Source organism: Streptomyces sp. H39-C1 (assembly GCF_027158125.1).
GTDB classification, from domain to species: Bacteria; Actinomycetota; Actinomycetes; order Streptomycetales; family Streptomycetaceae; genus Actinacidiphila; species Actinacidiphila fildesensis.
Map to the genome: position 1 here is coordinate 144284 of NZ_JAPVLS010000004.1, position 18780 is coordinate 163063.

The 18780-nt window shown below is 70.7% G+C and carries 18 protein-coding genes; 14 read left to right on the forward strand and 4 right to left on the reverse strand.

The features are described from left to right. The first annotated feature begins 80 nt into the window (after positions 1 to 80). From O3W51_RS04605 to O3W51_RS04620, 4 genes are all read left to right on the forward strand, one after another. A complete protein-coding gene (locus O3W51_RS04605; protein WP_269283944.1) occupies positions 81 to 2642 on the forward strand; it encodes a sensor histidine kinase in 2562 nt (853 codons plus the stop codon). Positions 2643 to 2728: 86 nt separating this feature from the next. Further along, positions 2729 to 3412 carry a response regulator gene (locus O3W51_RS04610; protein ID WP_138356561.1) on the forward strand — a complete coding sequence of 228 codons (684 nt, stop codon included), beginning with the start codon at positions 2729 to 2731 and terminating at the stop codon, positions 3410 to 3412. Between the two features lie 96 nt (positions 3413 to 3508). Beyond that, positions 3509 to 3907 (forward strand): OB-fold nucleic acid binding domain-containing protein, encoded by a 399-nt coding sequence (locus tag O3W51_RS04615; RefSeq protein WP_138356513.1) that lies wholly within the window; start codon positions 3509 to 3511, stop codon positions 3905 to 3907. Between the two features lie 3 nt (positions 3908 to 3910). Further along, positions 3911 to 4633, forward strand: a complete 723-nt coding sequence (locus O3W51_RS04620) for a DUF3159 domain-containing protein (RefSeq protein ID WP_138356514.1) — start codon at positions 3911 to 3913, stop codon at positions 4631 to 4633. Between the two features lie 101 nt (positions 4634 to 4734). On the opposite strand, the gene O3W51_RS04625 is transcribed toward O3W51_RS04620, so the two are convergent. Then, positions 4735 to 5403 carry a potassium channel family protein gene (locus O3W51_RS04625; RefSeq protein ID WP_138356515.1) on the reverse strand — a complete coding sequence of 223 codons (669 nt, stop codon included), beginning with the start codon at positions 5401 to 5403 and terminating at the stop codon, positions 4735 to 4737. Next, entirely contained in the window at positions 5403 to 6068 is a 666-nt protein-coding gene (locus O3W51_RS04630; RefSeq protein WP_138356516.1) for a potassium channel family protein, read from the reverse strand. Before O3W51_RS04630 ends, O3W51_RS04625 begins: the two co-directional genes overlap by 1 nt. 180 nt (positions 6069 to 6248) lie before the next feature. Between O3W51_RS04630 and O3W51_RS04635 the strand changes: the two genes are divergently transcribed. Both O3W51_RS04635 and O3W51_RS04640 read left to right on the forward strand, forming a co-directional pair. Beyond that, positions 6249 to 8300, forward strand: a complete 2052-nt coding sequence (locus O3W51_RS04635) for an APC family permease (protein WP_138356517.1) — start codon at positions 6249 to 6251, stop codon at positions 8298 to 8300. A gap of 104 nt (positions 8301 to 8404) precedes the next feature. Continuing rightward, complete coding sequence (locus O3W51_RS04640) at positions 8405 to 9736, forward strand: class I SAM-dependent RNA methyltransferase (protein ID WP_138356518.1); 1332 nt, start codon at positions 8405 to 8407, stop codon at positions 9734 to 9736. A gap of 40 nt (positions 9737 to 9776) precedes the next feature. On the opposite strand, the gene O3W51_RS04645 is transcribed toward O3W51_RS04640, so the two are convergent. Both O3W51_RS04645 and O3W51_RS04650 read right to left on the reverse strand, forming a co-directional pair. Next, positions 9777 to 10328, reverse strand: a complete 552-nt coding sequence (locus O3W51_RS04645; protein WP_138356519.1) for a DUF1697 domain-containing protein — start codon at positions 10326 to 10328, stop codon at positions 9777 to 9779. An 83-nt stretch (positions 10329 to 10411) separates the two neighbouring features. Then, a complete protein-coding gene (locus tag O3W51_RS04650) occupies positions 10412 to 10813 on the reverse strand; it encodes a hypothetical protein (RefSeq protein WP_138356520.1) in 402 nt (133 codons plus the stop codon). Positions 10814 to 10902: 89 nt separating this feature from the next. Here O3W51_RS04650 and O3W51_RS04655 point away from each other — a divergent pair, with 89 nt between their 5' ends. The 8 genes from O3W51_RS04655 to O3W51_RS04690 all read left to right on the forward strand — a co-directional run bounded on the left by O3W51_RS04655 (position 10903) and on the right by O3W51_RS04690 (position 18778). After that, positions 10903 to 12279, forward strand: coding sequence for an AAA family ATPase (locus O3W51_RS04655; protein ID WP_244809472.1), 1377 nt, complete (start codon positions 10903 to 10905; stop codon positions 12277 to 12279). A 10-nt stretch (positions 12280 to 12289) separates the two neighbouring features. Beyond that, positions 12290 to 12649 carry a nucleotide pyrophosphohydrolase gene (locus O3W51_RS04660; RefSeq protein WP_138356521.1) on the forward strand — a complete coding sequence of 120 codons (360 nt, stop codon included), beginning with the start codon at positions 12290 to 12292 and terminating at the stop codon, positions 12647 to 12649. Positions 12650 to 12768: 119 nt separating this feature from the next. After that, entirely contained in the window at positions 12769 to 13218 is a 450-nt protein-coding gene (locus O3W51_RS04665; protein ID WP_138356522.1) for a DUF6099 family protein, read from the forward strand. Between the two features lie 153 nt (positions 13219 to 13371). Then, positions 13372 to 14295, forward strand: coding sequence for an LLM class F420-dependent oxidoreductase (locus O3W51_RS04670; protein WP_138356523.1), 924 nt, complete (start codon positions 13372 to 13374; stop codon positions 14293 to 14295). A gap of 122 nt (positions 14296 to 14417) precedes the next feature. Further along, entirely contained in the window at positions 14418 to 15308 is an 891-nt protein-coding gene (gene mmuM, locus O3W51_RS04675) for a homocysteine S-methyltransferase (RefSeq protein ID WP_138356524.1), read from the forward strand. Positions 15309 to 15453: 145 nt separating this feature from the next. Continuing rightward, positions 15454 to 16677 carry an arginine deiminase gene (locus O3W51_RS04680; protein ID WP_269283958.1) on the forward strand — a complete coding sequence of 408 codons (1224 nt, stop codon included), beginning with the start codon at positions 15454 to 15456 and terminating at the stop codon, positions 16675 to 16677. An 85-nt stretch (positions 16678 to 16762) separates the two neighbouring features. Beyond that, the gene (argF, locus tag O3W51_RS04685) at positions 16763 to 17761 is read left to right on the forward strand and encodes an ornithine carbamoyltransferase (RefSeq protein WP_138356526.1); all 999 of its coding nucleotides are present in this window, start codon (positions 16763 to 16765) and stop codon (positions 17759 to 17761) included. A gap of 189 nt (positions 17762 to 17950) precedes the next feature. After that, complete coding sequence (locus tag O3W51_RS04690; protein ID WP_138356527.1) at positions 17951 to 18778, forward strand: enoyl-CoA hydratase family protein; 828 nt, start codon at positions 17951 to 17953, stop codon at positions 18776 to 18778. Positions 18779 to 18780: the final 2 nt, after the last annotated feature.

The window sequence follows — 18780 nt, forward strand, 5'->3', positions numbered from 1 at the left end:
CCCTTCGGTCGTTCTAAGGTCGAGACAAGCGCCGCACGCGCGTCCGGGCGACAGGCGCATCCGAGCAGAACGATGGGGCCATGGCACGCGGCAAACTGCGCATCTACCTCGGAGCGGCCCCCGGCGTGGGCAAGACCTACGCCATGCTCTCCGAGGCGCACCGGCGTACCGAGCGTGGCACCGACCTCGTCGTCGCCTTCGTCGAGCACCACCGGCGCCCGCGCACCGAGGTGATGCTGCACGGCCTGGAGCAGATCCCGCGCCGGGAGCTGGAGTACCGCGACGCGGAGTTCACCGAGATGGACGTGGACGCGGTGCTCGCGCGGCATCCAGCGGTCGCGCTCGTCGACGAACTCGCGCACACCAATGTGCCCGGCTCGCGCAACGTCAAGCGCTGGCAGGACGTCGAGGAACTGCTCCAGGCGGGGATCGACGTCGTCTCGACGGTCAACATCCAGCACCTGGAGTCGCTGGGCGACGTGGTCGAGTCGATCACCGGCGTCCGGCAGCGCGAGACCGTGCCCGACGAGGTGGTGCGCCGTGCCGACCAGATAGAGCTGGTCGACATGTCGCCACAGGCGTTGCGGCGCCGGATGGCACACGGCAACATCTACGCCTCCGACAAGGTCGACGCGGCGCTGTCCAACTACTTCCGGCCCGGCAACCTCACCGCGCTGCGCGAACTGGCGCTGCTGTGGGTCGCCGACCGGGTCGACGAGTACCTCCAGGAGTACCGCGCCGACCACCGGATCTCCGCCGCCTGGCAGGCCCGCGAGCGGATCGTCGTCGGCCTCACCGGCGGACCCGAGGGCCGCACCCTGATCCGCCGGGCCGCCCGGATGGCGGCCAAGGGCTCGGGCAGCGAGATCCTCGCCGTCCACATCGTCCGCAGCGACGGGCTGGCCTCGGGCTCCGCCAAGGAGCTGGCCGCCCAGCGGACCCTGGTGGAGGACCTCGGAGGATCGTTCCACCACGTCATCGGGGAGGACATCCCCGAGGCCATGCTGGACTTCGCCCGTGGGGTCAACGCCACCCAGATCGTGCTCGGCACCAGCCGCCGCAAGGCCTGGCAGTACGTGCTGGGGCCCGGCGTAGGCTCCACCGTCGCCCGCGAGTCCGGCGACATCGACGTCCACATCGTCACCCACGAGCACGCCGCCAAGGGCCGCGGACTGCCCTCCGCGCGCGGCGCCAGCCTGGGCCGCTCCCGGGTCGTGGCCGGCTGGCTCACCGGGGTCGTGGGTCCCGTCCTGCTGGCGCTGCTGCTCACCAACTGGCACCCCGGGATGAGCCAGGCCACCGAGATGCTGCTCTTCCTGACCCTCACGGTCGCGGCGGCCCTCGTCGGCGGGCTGCTCCCGGCGCTGGCCTCCGCCTTCGCCGGATCGCTGCTGCTCAACTACTACTTCACGCCGCCCACCCACTCCTTCACCATCGCCGAGCCCGAGAACATCATCGCGATCGTGATCTTCGTCGTGGTGGGCCTCGCGGTGGCCTCCGTGGTGGACCTCGCGGCCCGCCGCACCCAGCAGGCCGCCCGGCTGCGCTCCGAGGCCGAGATCCTGTCGTACCTGGCCGGCAGCGTGCTGCGCGGCGAGAGCTCCCTCGAGGCCCTGCTGGAACGGGTCCGCGAGACGTTCGGCATGGACTCGGTGGTGCTGCTGGCCCGCGACAGCGACCACGGTGCCTGGACCCGGGAGGCCAGCGTGGGGGAGCGCCCCTGCCTGCGCCCCGAGGACGCCGACGTCGAGGTGCCGGTCAGCGACCGGCTCTCGCTGGCCCTCACCGGGCGGGTGCTGCCCGCCTCGGACCGCCGGGTGCTCTCCGCCTTCGCCGCGCAGGCGGCCGTCGTCATGGACCGGCAGCGGCTGGAGGGCGAGGCCGAGCACGCCCGCGAGCTGGCCGAGGGCAACCGCATCCGCACCGCGCTGCTCGCAGCCGTCTCCCACGACCTGCGGACACCGCTGTCGGCCATCAAGGCGTCGGTGTCGTCGCTGCGCGCCGACGACGTCGCCTGGTCCGACGAGGACGAGGCCGAGCTGCTGGCCGGCATCGAGGACGGCGCCGACCGGCTCGACCACCTGGTCGGCAACCTGCTCGACATGTCCCGCCTGCAGACCGGCACGGTCACCCCGCTGATCCGCGAGATCGATCTCGACGAGGTGGTGCCGATGGCGCTCGGCGGCGTCCCGGAGAGCAGCGTCGTCCTCGACATCCCGGAGAGCCTGCCGATGGTCGCCGTCGATCCCGGCCTGCTGGAGCGCAGCGTCGCCAACGTCGTCGAGAACGCCGTCAAGTACAGCTCCCCGGGGTCCAAGGTGGTGGTGGCCGCCAGCGCGCTGGGCGACCGGGTGGAGGTGCGGGTCGTCGACCGCGGCCCCGGGGTGCCGGAGACCGCCAAGGACCGGATCTTCGAGCCCTTCCAGCGCTACGGCGACGCACCGCGCGGCAACGGCGTGGGCCTGGGCCTCGCGGTCGCCCGCGGCTTCGCCGAGTCCATGGGCGGCACGCTGGTCGCCGAGGACACCCCCGGCGGCGGCCTGACCATGGTGCTCACCCTCCAGGCCGCCCTCGGCGGCCGTCCGGCCCGCCCGGACCTGCCGGCGGGGGCGACGTCGAGAGGGCGGGCAGCAGCACCGTGACCGACGCGACCGAAGCAGCTGACACGACCGATGTGACGGTGACCGATCCGACCGATGTGACCGATGTGACCGAGAAGAGGAACTCCATGTACCGGGTGCTCGTGGTGGACGACGAGCCGCAGATCGTGCGCGCGCTCGTGATCAATCTGCGGGCCCGCAAGTACGAGGTCGACGCCGCCCACGACGGCGCGAGCGCGCTGCAGCTGGCCGCCGCCCGCCACCCCGATGTGATCGTCCTGGACCTCGGCCTGCCGGACATGGACGGCGTCGAGGTGATCCGGGGGCTGCGCGGCTGGACCCGGGTGCCGATCATCGTCCTGTCGGCCCGCCAGACGTCCGACGAGAAGGTCGAGGCGCTCGACGCCGGAGCGGACGACTACGTCACCAAGCCGTTCGGCATGGACGAGCTGCTGGCCCGGCTGCGGGCCGCCGTCCGCCGGGCGGCGCCCGGCGGGCCCGAGGACGACGCCGCGACGGTCGAGACCGAGACCTTCACCGTCGACCTGGCGGCCAAGAAGGTCAACCGGGGTGGCGCCGACGTCCGGCTCACCCCGACCGAGTGGCATCTGCTGGAGGTCCTGGTCCGCAACACCGGGCGGCTGGTCAGCCAGAAGCAGCTCCTGCAGGAGGTGTGGGGGCCCTCGTACGGCACCGAGACCAACTACCTGCGGGTCTACATGGCGCAGCTGCGCCGCAAGCTGGAGGCGGATCCCGCGCATCCGCGGCATTTCATCACGGAGCCGGGCATGGGCTACCGCTTCGAGCACTGAAAAGCCCCTTCGGGCACTGAACGGACATCCGCGGGGCGGTGATCGGCCGTCCGGCGTACCGGACGCCTTGTCGGCCGGGCCCGGTACGCTGGATACATGAGTGGTGCCACCCGTTCGGACCGACCCACCGGCCGCTTCCGGCGCATGATAGACCGCCTGTCGTCCTCCCAGGAGGAGCTGCACTCCGAGGAGCTGCAGAAGGACGCCCTGTCCGTCGGCTGCACGCGGATCTGCGACTGCGGAGACCGGCAGATAGTGACGGTGACCGGTAGTCTGCGCACGGTCACACTGCGACCACGGGCCGGAGTGCCCGCGCTGGAGGCGGAGCTGTTCGACGGCTCCGCAGCCCTTGACGTGGTGTGGCTGGGACGCCGCAGTATCAGCGGGATAGAGCCGGGGCGCAAGATCATCGCTTCGGGCCGGATCTCGATGAACCACGGCCGTCCCGTCCTGTTCAATCCCAAGTACGAACTGCGTCCGGTCGGACAGGAGTAGTCGGTGGCGTCGATCGACAAGCAGACAGAGGACCCGCGGACCGGGGAGGGTACGGACGGCGATTCCAAGGCGATCACCGAAGCCGCTCTCTTCGAGGCGTTCGGCGGCATCCGGGGCATGGTGGAGACCACCGTGCCCGGCCTGGTCTTCGTCCTGATCTACACGATCAACAGAGATATCCACATCGCGGCCATCGCCGCGCTCAGTCTTTCCGTGCTGCTCGGGATCGCCCGGCTGGCCCGCAAGGACACCCTCAAGCACGCCTTCAGCGGTGTCTTCGGGGTGGCCTTCGGCGCGGTCTTCGCGATGATGTCCGGCGATGCCAAGAACTTCTACCTGCCCGGGATGCTGTACACCCTCGGGCTGGCCGTCGCGTACATCGCCACCGCCATCGCGGGCGTCCCGCTGCTGGGCCTGATCCTCGGCCCGGTCTTCAAGGAGAACCTCTCCTGGCGCAAGCGCAACCCCGGCCGGCTGCGCGCCTACACCAAGGCCAGCTGGGCCTGGGGGCTGATCCTGCTGGCCAAGTCGGCGATCCTCTTCCCGCTGTACTGGTGGGGGGACGCCACTCAGCTCGGCTGGGTCAAGGTCGCGCTGGGCATCCCGCCGATGCTGCTGTCCGTCTACCTGACGTGGATCTTCCTGTCGAAGGCTCCGCCGCCGATCAACGTGATCGCCGAGATGGAAGCCGAGGAAGAGGCGAAGAAGGCCGCCGCCGCGTCCTGACCTCGGCGTATTCCGCTCGATTCCGCTCATCCCCGCTCATCATGACGACGGGCGCCCCGGACCTTCCCGGTCGGGGGCGCCCGTCGTCATGACCGGTCCTGTCAGTCCTCGCGCTGGACGGACAGCAGGTCCTCCAGCTGCTCCTCGCGGTGCGGTGCGGCGACGAACAGCAGCTCGTCACCGGCCTCCAGCGCGTCGTCCTTGGACGGCGTGAGCACCCGGTTGCCCCGGATGATCGTCACCAGCGAGGTGTCCTGCGGCCACTCCACGTCGCCGACGCGGGTGCCGACCAGCGCGGCCTCCGGCGGCAGGGTGAGTTCCACCAGGTTGGCGTCGCCCTGGCTGAAGCGCATCAGCCGCACGAGATCGCCGACGCTCACGGCCTCCTCGACCAGCGCGGACATCAGCCGCGGGGTCGAGACGGCCACGTCGACGCCCCAGGACTCGTTGAAGAGCCATTCGTTCTTGGGGTTGTTGACCCGGGCCACGACCCGCGGCACCCCGTACTCGGTCTTCGCGAGCAGCGAGACGACGAGGTTGACCTTGTCGTCACCGGTGGCGGCGATGACCACGTTGCAGCGCTGCAGCGCCGCCTCGTCCAGCGAGGTGATCTCGCAGGCGTCGGCGAGCAGCCACTCGGCCTGCGGTACCCGCTCCACCGAGATGGAGGTGGGATTCTTGTCGACGAGCAGGACCTCGTGCCCGTTCTCCAGCAGCTCGGCCGCGATCGAGCGGCCGACCGCGCCGGCTCCGGCGATGGCGACTCTCATCAGTGCGCCTCCTCAGGACCCTTGGCGCACGCGGCCTCGACCTCGGCGACTCCGTCCGTGCGCATCATCACGTGCACCAGATCGCCTTCCTGCAGCACCGTCTGGGAGGAAGGCAGCATCGCCTCGCCCAGCCGGGTGAGGAATGCCACACGGACCCCGGTCTCGTCCTGCAGTTTGCTGATCTTGTGACCCACCCAGCCGGGCGAGGTGTGCACCTCGGCGAGCTGCACACCGCCGCTCGGGTCCCGCCACAGCGGCTCGGCGCCCGAAGGCAGCAGCCGGCGCAGCATCTGGTCCGCGGTCCACCGCACGGTGGCCACGGTGGGGATGCCGAGCCGCTGGTAGACCTCGGCACGCCGTGGGTCGTAGATCCGGGCGGCCACGTTCTCGATACCGAACATCTCCCGGGCCACCCGGGCCGCGATGATGTTGGAGTTGTCGCCGCTGCTGACCGCCGCGAAGGCGCCTGCCTCCTCGATTCCGGCCTCGCGAAGCGTGTCCTGGTCGAACCCGACTCCGGTCACCCGGCGCCCGCCGAACCCGGATCCCAGACGGCGGAAAGCCGTCGGGTCCTGGTCCACCACAGCGACCGTATGACCTTGCTGTTCGAAGGATTGCGCAAGAGTGGAACCCACCCTTCCGCAGCCCATAATCACGACGTGCACGCCCGTCCTTCCGGCTGTCAACATTTTTGGCCGATACCCGATAAGCGTCTCAGACCGCGGCCCAAGCTACACACGCTTGCACCCCAGTGGGAGGTTGCGGACGGCCCGAGCGGGACTTTGCCTTCTCTTAGGAGGGTGGCGGTCGCATGCACGTACGGCGCAGCGCTTACCATCCTCTCCGTGCCCAAACTGACTGACCTGCCGAAACGGATCTTGATCGGCCGCGCCCTGCGCAGCGACAAGTTGGGAGAAACCCTCCTCCCTAAGAGGCTGGCGCTTCCGGTGTTCGCCTCCGACCCCCTCTCGTCGGTCGCGTACGCGCCCGGCGAAGTGCTGCTGGTCCTGTCGATCGCGGGCGCGTCCGCCTACCACTTCAGCCCGTGGATCGCGGTCGCGGTCGTCGTGCTGATGTTCACCGTCGTGGCGTCGTACCGGCAGAACGTGCACGCGTACCCGTCCGGCGGCGGTGACTACGAGGTCGCCACCACCAACCTCGGGCCGAAGGCCGGTCTCACCGTCGCGAGCGCGCTGCTCGTCGACTACGTGCTGACCGTCGCCGTGTCCGTCGCCTCGGGCATCGAGAACCTCGGCTCGGCCGTACCGTTCTTCGCCACCCACAAGGTGCTGGGCGCGGTCAGCATGATCTTCCTGCTGATGGTGATGAACCTGCGCGGGGTGCGCGAGTCCGGGTCGATCTTCGCGATCCCGACCTACGCGTTCGTCGCCGGCGTCTTCGCCATGATCGTCTGGGGCTGCATCAAGATCGCCACCGGCGCCACCATGGAGGCGCCCACCGCGCATTACACGATCCATGCCGAGGTCAGCGGCATCAGCGGCTTCGCCCTGGTCTTCCTGCTGCTACGGGCCTTCTCCTCCGGCTGTGCCGCGCTCACCGGGGTCGAGGCCATCAGCAACGGCGTCCCGGCGTTCCAGAAGCCCAAGTCGAAGAACGCCGCCACCACGCTCGCCGCCATGGGCGTGCTCGCCGTCACCATGTTCTGCGGCATCATCGCGCTGGCCATGTACACCAACGTCCGGATGGCCGAGAACCCGGCGACCGACCTGCTGGTCGACGGCAAGCCGGTGGGCCCCGACTACACCCAGGACCCGGTCATCGCGCAGGTCGCGGAAGCCGTCTTCGGGCACAACTCGATCCCGTTCATCTTCCTGGCCGCCGTCACCGCGCTCGTCCTGTTCCTGGCGGCCAACACCGCGTACAACGGCTTCCCGGTCCTCGGCTCGATCCTCGCCCAGGACCGCTACCTGCCGCGCCAACTGCACACCCGTGGCGACCGGCTCGCGTTCTCCAACGGCATCGTGGTGCTGGCCGGCTTCGCCGCCGTCCTGGTCTACATCTACGGCGCCGACTCGACCCGGCTGATCCAGCTGTACATCGTCGGCGTCTTCGTCTCGTTCACGCTCAGCCAGATCGGCATGGTCCGGCACTGGAACCGCCATCTGCGCAGCGAGACCGACACCGCCAAGCGCCGCCACATGCACCGGTCCAGGGCGATCAACACCTTCGGCGCCTTCTTCACCGGCATGGTGCTGATCATCGTCCTGCTGACGAAGTTCACGCACGGCGCCTGGGTCGCGGTCCTCGGCATGGTGCTCTTCTACGGGATGATGACCGCCATCCGGCGCCACTACGACCGGGTGGCCGAGGAGATCGCGGCGGGCGACGAGCGCACCGACGAGGAGGTGCGCCCGTCCCGGGTGCACTCGATCATCCTGGTCTCCAAGGTCCACAAGCCGACGCTGCGCGCCCTGGCCTACGCCAAGCTGATGCGCTCCGACACCCTCGAAGCGCTCAGCATCAACGTCGACCCGGCCGACACCAAGGCCCTGCAGGCCGACTGGACCCGGCGCGGCATCGACGTACCGCTGAAGGTCCTGGACTCGCCCTACCGCGAGATCACCCGGCCGATCATCGAGTACGTGAAGGGCCTGCGGCGGGCCAGCCCGCGCGACGTGGTCAGCGTCTACATCCCCGAGTACGTCGTCGGCCACTGGTACGAGCACCTGCTCCACAACCAGAGCGCCCTGCGGCTCAAGGGCCGGCTGCTGTTCACCCCGGGCGTCATGGTCACCTCGGTGCCGTGGCAGCTGGACTCCTCCGAGCGGGCCAAGGTCCGGGCGCGCAAGCGTGCCGACTGGAACGCCCCCGGCGCGATCCGGCGCGGCCCGGTCAGCCCGCCGAAGCGGGACAAGGAACACACCGGCCAGAAGTAGGCCGTAAGGCGGGGGGTGCGGCGGGACGTAGACTGGTGAGCTGCCGTTCTACGGTCCCGCCCGCACCACCCCGCCGCACCACCTCTCGCAGGAGCCTGTTCATCATGCAGAACCGTACGAAGGAACAGGCCGACGAGCTGGTCGGGGAGCGCTACGAGGTCGAGGTCGGGCCCGTCGCGCACGGCGGTCACTGCATCGCCCGTCACGAAGGACGGGTGCTCTTCGTCCGGCACGCACTGCCGGGTGAGCGCGTCGTCGCCAAGATCACCGAGGGCGGACCGGACTCCAAGTTCCTGCGCGCCGACGCCGTGGAGATCCTCCAGGCGTCCCCCGACCGCGTCCCGGCGCCCTGCCCGTACTCCGGCCCCGGCGCCTGCGGCGGCTGCGACTGGCAGCACGTCGCCCCCGGCGCCCAGCGCCGGCTGAAGGTCGACGTCATCACCGAGCAGCTCAGCCGCCTCGCGGGTCTGAGCCCGCAGGACGCCGGCTGGGACGGCACCGTCGAGCCCGCGCCCGGTGACAAGGGCGTCGAGGGCAAGGTGCCCGCGTGGCGCACCCGCGTGCAGTTCGCCGTCGACGCCGAGGGCTACGCGGGACTGCGCCGCCACCGCTCGCACGAGATCGAGCGGATCGACCAGTGCCTGATCGCGGCGCCCGGTGTCACCGAGCTCGGCATCGAGACCCGTGAGTGGCCGGACACCGCGTCCGTCGAGGCCATCGCGGCAACCGGCTCCAACGACCGCCAGGTCATCGTCACGCCCACCCCCGACGGCCGGCTGCCGATCGTCGAGCTGGACCGGCCGGTCTCGGTCGCCCGCGTCGACGAGCAGGGCGGCGTACACAAGGTGCACGGCCGTGGCTTCGTGCGCGAGCGCGCCGTCGGCCGCACCTGGCGGGTCGGCTCCGGCGGCTTCTGGCAGGTCCACCCGCAGGCCCCCGACCTGCTGGCCGAGGCGGTCCTGGACGGCCTCCAGCCGCGTGACGGCGACACCGCCCTCGACCTGTACTGCGGCGTCGGCCTGTTCGCCGGCGCGATCGCCGAGAAGGTCGGCGAGACCGGCGCGGTGCTCGGCATCGAGTCCGGCAAGCGCGCGGTGGAGGACGCCCGGCACAACCTGGCCGATCTGGAGCGTGTGCGGATCGAGCACGGCAAGGTCGAGACCGTACTGCCGCGCACCAAGATCACCGAGGCCGACCTGATCGTCCTCGACCCCCCGCGGGTCGGCGCCGGCAAGTCCACCGTCAAGCACCTCGCCTCGCTCGGCGCCCGCCGCATCGCCTACGTGGCCTGCGACCCGGCCGCGCTCGCGCGCGACCTGGCGTACTTCGCGGAGGCGGGCTACAAGCCGGTGTCCCTGCGCGCCTTCGACCTCTTCCCGCTCACGCACCACGTGGAGTGCGTCGCGATCCTGGCGCCGGTGGCGAAGTCGGCCTGAGGCTCCGGGCCGCCCGGGTTCCGGCGCGGCCGGTCCCGGGTTACTCGGCCGCCATCGCGGCGAGCTTGAGCACCGTGTTCCAGTTGCGGGCCGTCGCGGTCACCCCCAGTTTCCTGTCGGTGAACAGCAGGGCGAGACGGGACTTCTGGATGCCGGTCGGCAGGTGCAGATAGATCTCGTTCGGGGCCTTGGGGTCGGCGAGGCGGAACTCCTCCGGGGTGTAGGCCGCGGGATCGATGGCGGTCAGCCGCTCCTGTTCCGGCGGGCCGGACAGGAAGGTCACCAGGAACCGGGACGGGTCGACGCCTTCCATGTCGAAGGGATTCTGCTCGACCACCCGCTGGAGATCGGCGCCGTCCCGCACGAGGCAGCGGATGATGAGCCCCAACTCCTCGGTGATGCGTGCCTCCAGGCCGGTGGCCAGCGCGGCCGGGTCGGCCCGGGGGTGGCCGAAGACGGCGTTGCCGCTCTGGAGATGGGTTCTGACGTCCGTACAGTCCAGCCCGGTCAGCAGCTCGCGCAGGGTCTGCATCGGCACCTTGTTCTTGCCGCCCACATTGATCCCGCGGAGCAGCGCCACATAGCTCGTCACGCGGCCCACCGTAGACCAGGGGTCGGACGATGCCTCTGACCTCTGACCTCTGACCTCTGACCTCTGACGTCTGACCTCTAACCTCAGGCTTCGGTGACCGGGGCGCGCCCGAGCAGGCCGGTGGGGTGTGGTTCGGCCGCTTCGACGACCACGGCCGTGAGGCCGGTGTCGGTCCAGGTCTCGTGGTCCTCGCCGGCCGCCCAGCAGGCAGCCTGGCCTGCGGTGATCGGAACCGCTCTGCCTTCCGCGCCACTCACCCAGCCGTCGCCCGCGACCACGGTCAGCGCCTGCGGGATCGTCGCCTGATGCCGGCCGAGGCGGCCGCCGGGGGCCAGGTGCATGAGGGCCACCGCGACCACGGGTGACGCGGGCCCGGATGGCGTTCCGGGGCCGGCGTTCCGGTGGATGCTCACGTGGCGCACGCCGTGGCTGCCGAACGAGGTCAGATCGATGCCCGCTGCGGGGCCGGAATCCTTGATCTCCATACCGTCATCCTGCCGGGCTTCGCCCGTTCGGAGGACGTGGGGGCTGACGTAACGGTTCGGCAGGAGTCGCGCTGGCTACGTTCGCGGATATGAACTTCACGAGTGAGCGTCCCGCTGTCACCGAACTGCGGTTGTCCGCCTTCAAGTCGCACCGGGGCGCGAGCTTCGCGCTGGGTCCGCTCACCCTGCTCGCCGGCGCCAGCGGGACAGGGAAATCGAGCGTCCTGGAGGCGCTGACCGCGCTGGGGCGGCTGGCCGGCGGAGAGACGCTGAGCGAGGTTTTCGACGGATCCGGGAACGGGTCCGGGTCCGGGTACGGGTCCGGGAACGGGACGGGAAGCGTGCGGGGCGGGGCCGCGGCCTGCGTGCCGCAGGGTGCGCAGCCGGACGCCGAAGGGCGGCGCGGATTCCGGATCGGCTGCACGGTCACCGGACCCGTCGGACCGGTCCGGCTGGATGTGGCCGTGCAGGCCGAGCCCGAACTGCGCATTGTCGGCGAGCGGTTGACCGGCGGCGGGGAGACGCTGCTGACCACCGCGCTGCGCGATCCGGAACGGCGCACCGTCCAGGCGGCGTGGCACACGGCGGGCCTGGTGCCCGTCACCCGCGCGCCACTCCCCGACGATCTGCTGGCGACGGCGCTGCTGCCGCTGCGCGTCGCGGGCCGCACCGAGGGCCAGCGGCTGGTGCTGGCTGCGGTGGAACAACTGGTGCTGGCGTTACGCGGGGTGTTCCCGGTGGAGCCGCGGCCGGAGACGATGCGGGCGCCGGTGGACGCCGGGGACGGGATGCTCCGCCGAGGCTGCGAGAACCTCTCGGCGGTCCTGGCCAGGACCGAAGGCGAGTGCCGTACACGGCACGCGGCGCTGGTGCGGGCGATGCGGGAGGTCTGCAGCCCGCCGGTCGACGGGCTGACCGTCCTGCGGTCCCGGGCGGCCGGCGCCGATTCGGGGGCCGAACTGCGGTCCGTGATCGCGGCGGTGGACCGCGGGCCGCTGGGGCTGGTGCCGGTGGACCGGCTGGGCGACGGGGAACTGCGCTTCCTGGCCATCGCGTTGGTCCTGCTGACCGGGCCGGGAGTGCTGGCGGTCGACACGAGCGCCGAACTCCTCCCGGCCGCCCAGGTGCTGACCGTGCTCAGCGACGGCTTCGATCTGGGGATGGACCGCCGGCAGACCCGTGAGCTGCTCGCTCTGGCGGGCATGGCGGCCGGCCGCGGCCATATCCGGCTGCTGGGCGCGGTGCACGACGCCTCCGTCGCCGAGGGGTTGGGCGGGGTGTCGGTCATCGACTTCGTCCGCCCGCGGCGGCCGGAGCAGGCGGGGGCGGAGGCGGAGGCGGAGGGGGCGGCCGTCGGGGATCCCGGAACCGAGCCGCGCAAGGAGCCCGGAACCGGGACGGGGCCGGAAGCGGGGGAGGGTGCCGGGGAGCGGGTGCCCGCGCGTTCGGCGCCGACCATGCGGTAGACCTGTGCGGATGAGCGAGGATCTGCAGGCGCTGCAGCGCCGTCTGACCGCCTTCGCGGCGGCCAGGCGCTGGCAGCAATATCACGTACCCAAGAACCTGGCCGCGGCGTTGAGCGTCGAGGCGTCCGAACTGCTGGAGATCTTCCAGTGGATGACCCCGGAGGAGGCGGGCCGGGTGATGGAGGACGCCGGGACCGCGCACCGGGTGGAGGACGAGGTGGCGGACGTCCTGGCGTATCTGCTGCAGTTCTGCCAAGTGCTGGAGATCGATGTGCTGAAGGCGCTCTCGGCGAAGATCGACCGCAATGAACTGCGCTTCCCGATGCCGGCGGAGGACGAGGGACCGGGCACGCTTCATCCGACCGGGTGACCGGGATATCCACAACCGGCGAGTAATCCACAGGCGCGGGGACCCCCCTTCCGCTCGCGGCCATCGACCGTCACTCTGGGTAACAGGTCGGTAGCACGCAGCGGCAGGGGGAGTACATCATGGACGCGGTACGGCTCATCCTGGCCACCCGGCACGCCCTCGAACAGGCGTGGCAGGTTCAGGACCTGATCACGGAGGCGTGGCAGGCGCAGGCACTCGCGGAGGCGGTGGGCGGCCATCTGGCCCTGCACGGACCGCCGGAGCTGCGGGCCGCCGGGTTCACTGTGTGCGAGCCGGGTGGCGGCCGGGCCTGCGGACCGGCCGGGCTCTCGGGGCTGCCGGGCGCCCGGCCGGAGACCGTCCGGGCGTCGATACTCACCTGCGTGCGGGAACCGGCCCGTGCGCTGACGGAACTGCGGGACCTGCTCTCGGAGCTGGGCGCTGCCCTCGTGGGGCTGGCCTGCTCCGCGGAGGAGGAGGCGGTGTACTGGCAGTGCATCGACGCCATGGACGCCGCCGAGGAATCCAAGGACCGGGTCTGCGCGCTGCTCGGCGCGCTCGGTTCATGAGGCCGCTCGGTTCGTGAAGCCGTTCGGTTCGTGAAGCCCGCGGCTCAGGAGACGGGTCCGGTTGGCCCTGGACACACCCACCGGTGCACAAGATCGACGACGTCTTGACGCGTGGTTGACGTGCGGGGCGGTCCGGCGTGGAGGATGGGAGGCATGGATCTTCGCATTTTCACCGAGCCCCAGCAGGGGGCCACCTACGACACCCTCCTCACGGTTGCCAAGGCCACCGAGGACCTCGGATTCGATGCGTTCTACCGCTCCGACCACTACGTGAGCATGGGTGGCGGAGACGGGCTGCCGGGCCCGACAGACGCCTGGATCACCCTGGCCGGGCTGGCCCGCGAGACCCGCCGTATCCGGCTCGGCACCCTGATGACGGCCGGCACCTTCCGGCTGCCGGGCGTGCTCGCCATCCAGGTCGCGCAGGTGGACCAGATGTCGGGCGGGCGTGTCGAACTCGGACTGGGCGCCGGCTGGTACGAGAAGGAGCACACCGCGTACGGCATCCCGTTCCCGAAGGAGAAGTTCGGCCGGCTGGAGGAGCAGCTGGCGATCGTGACCGGTCTGTGGGCCACGCCGGTCGGGGAGACCTTCGACTTCGACGGGACGTACTACCAGCTCAAGGACTCGCCCGCGCTGCCCAAGCCGGTCCAGACGAAGATCCCGGTGCTGATCGGCGGGCACGGTGCCAAGCGGACCCCGGCGCTCGCCGCCCGTTACGCGGACGAGTTCAACATCCCGTTCGCCTCCGTCGAGGACAGCAGGCGGCAGTTCGGCCGGGTGCGTGAGGCGGCCGAGGCGGAGGGGCGCAAGAAGGACGAGCTGGTGTACTCCAACGCCCTGGTCGCCTGCGTCGGCAGGAACGACGCCGAGGTCGCGCGCCGTGCCGCGGCCATCGGCCGGGAGGTCGACGAGCTGAAGGCCAACGGGCTGGCGGGGTCCCCGGCCGAGGTGATCGACAAGATCGGTCAGTACGCCGCGACCGGCTCCACCCGCTTCTATCTGCAGATCCTCGACCTGGGCGATCTGGACCATCTGGAACTGATCTCCGCCGAGGTCCAGTCCCAACTCACCTGAACCGAACCGAACCGAACCGAACTGAACTCACCTCACCTCACCTGCACTGAACCGACCTGATCTGACCCTTTGAACGAACCTCCGGTGCACCCGATCCGGGGCCGAAGCAAGGAGCGACCGTCATGCCGCCCGACCTGACCCTGGGCACCCCGCTCGTCCTGGACGGCGGGCTGTCCAACCAACTCGCCGCCCAGGGCTGTGATCTGTCCGACCCGCTCTGGTCGGCCCGGCTGCTGGCCGACGCGCCCGAGCAGATCGAGGCGGCGCACGCGGCCTATGTCCGGGCGGGTGCGCGGGTGCTCATCACCTCCAGCTACCAGGCGACCTACGAGGGCTTCGCCCGCCGGGGGACCGGTCGGGAGGAGGCGTCGGCGCTGCTGCGGCGCAGCGTCGAGCTGGCGCGGAGCGCCGCGGGCGGCCGTACCGACGTGCTGGTGGCGGCGTCCGTCGGCCCGTACGGGGCGATGCTGGCGGACGGCAGCGAGTACCGGGGGCGGTACGGGCTGAGCGTGCGGGAGCTGGAGCGCTTCCACCGGCCGCGGATCGAGGCGCTGGCCGAGGCAGGGCCCGATCTGTTCGCCCTGGAGACGGTGCCGGACACGGACGAGGCGGAGGCACTGCTGCGCGCGGTCGAGGGGATCGGGGTGCCGGTCTGGCTCTCGTACAGCATCGACGGCGACCTGACCCGCGCCGGGCAGCCGCTGGAAGCGGCCTTCGCACTGGCCGCCGGGCGGGACGATGTGGTGGCGGTCGGCGTCAACTGCTGCGCCCCGCGGGACGCCGACCACGCCGTGGCACTCGCCGCGGAGGTCTCCGGCAAGCCCGTCGTGGTTTATCCGAACAGCGGCGAGGAGTGGGACGCCCAGGCCCGGAAGTGGCAGGGCGAGGTGACCTTCGAGGCTTCCCGGGTCCGCGACTGGCGGTCCGCGGGAGCCCGGCTGATCGGCGGCTGCTGCCGGGTGGGGCCCGAGCAGATCGCCGCGCTGGCGGAGGTGATGCGCCACGAGGTGTGACACCCTGCCGGGCACGCGCCCGGTGCTCGCCGGACACCGGCAGGGCTACCGCCCTGCCACCGTGGATCCCGCCCCACACGTCCATCCGGTACCGGGGCGTGCGCCGGGCGTGCGAGGCGCCTGTGAGAGGGGAAGGACTGTGTCCATGGGCTTTCACGTGGATTCCGAGGCCGGGCGGCTGCGCCGCGTCATCCTCCATCGACCCGACCTTGAACTGAAGCGGCTCACCCCGTCCAACAAGGACGCGCTGCTCTTCGACGACCTGCTGTGGGTGCGCCGGGCGCGCGCGGAGCACGACGGCTTCGCGGATGTGCTGCGCGACCGCGGGGTCGAGGTCCATCTCTTCGGGGATCTGCTCCGGGAAGCGCTGGCGGTGCCGGAGGCGCGGGCGCTGGTGCTGGACCGGGTCTTCGACGAGAAGCAGTACGGGCCGCTGGCCACCGATCATCTGCGCGCGTCGTTCGACGAGCTGTCCGTGCCCGACCTGGTCGAGGCGCTGGTCGGCGGGATGACCAAACGGGAGTTCCTCGAGCGGTTCGCCGAGCCGATCTCGGTGCTCTTCCACGCCATGCGCCTGGACGACTTCCTGCTGAACCCGCTGCCGAACCACATCTTCACCCGGGACACCTCCGCCTGGGTCTACGACGGGGTCAGCATCAACGCGATGCGCTGGCCGGCCCGGCAGCGCGAGACCGTGCACTTCGAGGCGATCTACCAGCACCATCCGCTGTTCGCCGGCGGTGACTTCCACATCTGGTCCGAGGGGCAGGCGGCATATCCGTCGACCATCGAGGGCGGTGACGTCCTGGTCATCGGCAATGGGGCGGTGCTCATCGGGATGAGCGAGAGAACCACCCCGCAGGCGGTGGAGATGCTCGCGCAGGGGCTGTTCGCGGCGGGTTCCGCCCGCACGATCGTGGCGCTGGACATGCCGAAGAAGCGGGCCTTCATGCATCTGGACACCGTGATGACCATGGTGGACGGCGACACCTTCACCAAGTACGCCGGGCTGGGGATGCTGCGCTCGTACTCGATCGAGCCCGGAGCGGGGGACCGGGACCTGAAGGTGACCGATCATCCGGCCGAGCACATGAACCGCGCGATCGCCGCGGCGCTGGGCCTGGACGACATCCAGGTGCTGACCGCGACGCAGGACGTGCACTCGGCGGAGCGCGAGCAGTGGGACGACGGATGCAACGTGCTCGCCGTCGAGCCGGGGGTGGTGGTGGCCTACGAGCGGAACGTCACGACCAACACCTTCCTGCGCAAGTGCGGTATCGAGGTGATCGAGATCCCGGGGAGCGAGCTGGGCCGGGGGCGCGGCGGCCCGCGCTGTATGAGCTGTCCCATCGAACGCGAGGCGGTCTAGGCACGGAAAAGCAGATCTGTATAAACATGTCATTGATCGTATAGACTTCCAAGGTCCTCCCCTCTGCCGCTACCTAGGAGTCCCCATGGCCATCGACCTCAAGGGTCGTCATTTCCTCAAGGAGCTGGACTTCAGCCCCGAGGAGTTCCGCCACCTGGTGGAGCTGGCGGCCGAGCTGAAGTCGGCCAAGCGGGCGGGGACCGAGGTCCGGCGGCTGGCCGGCAAGAACATCGCGCTGGTCTTCGAGAAGACCTCGACCAGGACCCGCTGTTCGTTCGAGGTCGCGGCCGCCGACCAGGGCGCGAGCACCACCTACCTCGACCCCTCCGGCTCGCAGATCGGGCACAAGGAGTCGGCCAAGGACACCGCGCGGGTGCTCGGGCGGATGTTCGACGGCATCGAGTACCGGGGCGCGGGACAGGCGATCGTCGAGGAACTCGCGCAGTACGCGGGTGTGCCGGTCTGGAACGGTCTCACCGACGAGTGGCACCCGACCCAGATGCTCGCCGATGTGCTCACCATGTCCGAGCACACCGACAAGCCGCTCGGCGAGACCGCCTACGCCTACCTCGGCGACGCCCGCTACAACATGGGCAACTCGCTGCTCATCACGGGCGCGCTGCTCGGTATGGACGTCCGGATCGTCGCGCCCCGGCAGCTGTGGCCGCAGGACTCGGTGGTCGCCGAGGCCCGCCGGCTGGCGGAGACCACCGGCGCGCGCGTCACCCTCACCGAGGACGTCGCTGAGGGCGTGCGCGGCGTGGACTACGTCCACACCGATGTGTGGGTGTCGATGGGGGAGCCCAAGGAGGTCTGGGACGAGCGGATCGAACTGCTCGGCCCGTACGCGGTGACCATGGACGTGCTCCGCGCCACCGGCAACGCCGACGTGAAGTTCCTGCACTGCCTGCCGGCCTTCCACGACCTCGGGACGAAGATCGGCCAGGAGATCTACGAGCGGCACGGCCTGACCTCGCTCGAAGTCACCGACGAGGTCTTCGAGTCCGCGCACTCCGTCGTGTTCGACCAGGCGGAGAACCGGATGCACACCATCAAGGCGATCCTGGTGGCCACGCTGGCCTGACGGCGCGGCCCGGATCCCGGTGGTCCGCCCCGCCGCCCGCGCGGATCCCGGCGGCACCCGCTCGGGGCGCCCGCGCGGATCCAGCGGCACCGCCGCCGATATCTCGCAATCGTGACGGCGGTCACAGATGAGTGATAACTTCGCTCTGCGGGCGTCCGCACCCCCTCCCCCCGCCAAGGAGGACGTGCCTTGAGTCCCTATCCGAGCTCAGCGAGCCCCACCGGCCAGTGGAAACACCTGCGGGTGGAGCGCGCCGGTGGCGTCGTCACCGTCACCCTCGACCGCCCCGACAAGCTGAACGCCCTCACCTTCGGCTCCTATGCCGACCTCCGGGACCTGCTCGCCGAGCTGGCGCACGACGGGAAGACCCGGGTGCTGGTGCTGTCCGGTGCGGGCCGCGGTTTCTGCTCCGGTGGTGACGTGGACGAGATCATCGGCGCCACCCTCGGCATGGGCACAGGCGAGCTGCTCGGCTTCAACCGGATGACGGGCCAGGTCGTGCGGGCGATCCGCGAGGCACCGTTCCCCGTCATCGCCGCCGTGCACGGGATCGCGGCGGGCGCGGGTGCCGTGCTCGCCCTGGCCGCCGACTTCCGGATCGTCGAGCCGACGGCCCGGTTCGCGTTCCTCTTCACCCGGGTCGGGCTCGCCGGGGCCGACATGGGGGCCGCGTACCTCCTGCCCCGCATGGTCGGGCTCGGCCACGCCACCCGGCTGCTGATGCTCGGCGAGACGGTCGGTGCCGAAGAGGCGGAGCGCATCGGGCTGGTCAGCCAGACGGCGGCCGAAGGAGAGGCCGACGCCGTGGCCGCCGCGCTGGCCGAACGGCTGGCCGCCGGCCCCTCGCTCGCCTACCAGCAGACCAAGGCGCTGCTCACCGCCGAGCTCGACATGCCGCTGGCGGCCGCCGTCGAAATGGACGCCGCCGCCCAGGCACTGCTCATGACCAGCGCCGACTACGCCGAATTCCACGCCGCGTTCACCGCGAAGCGCCCGCCCCGCTGGGAAGGGCGCTAGCC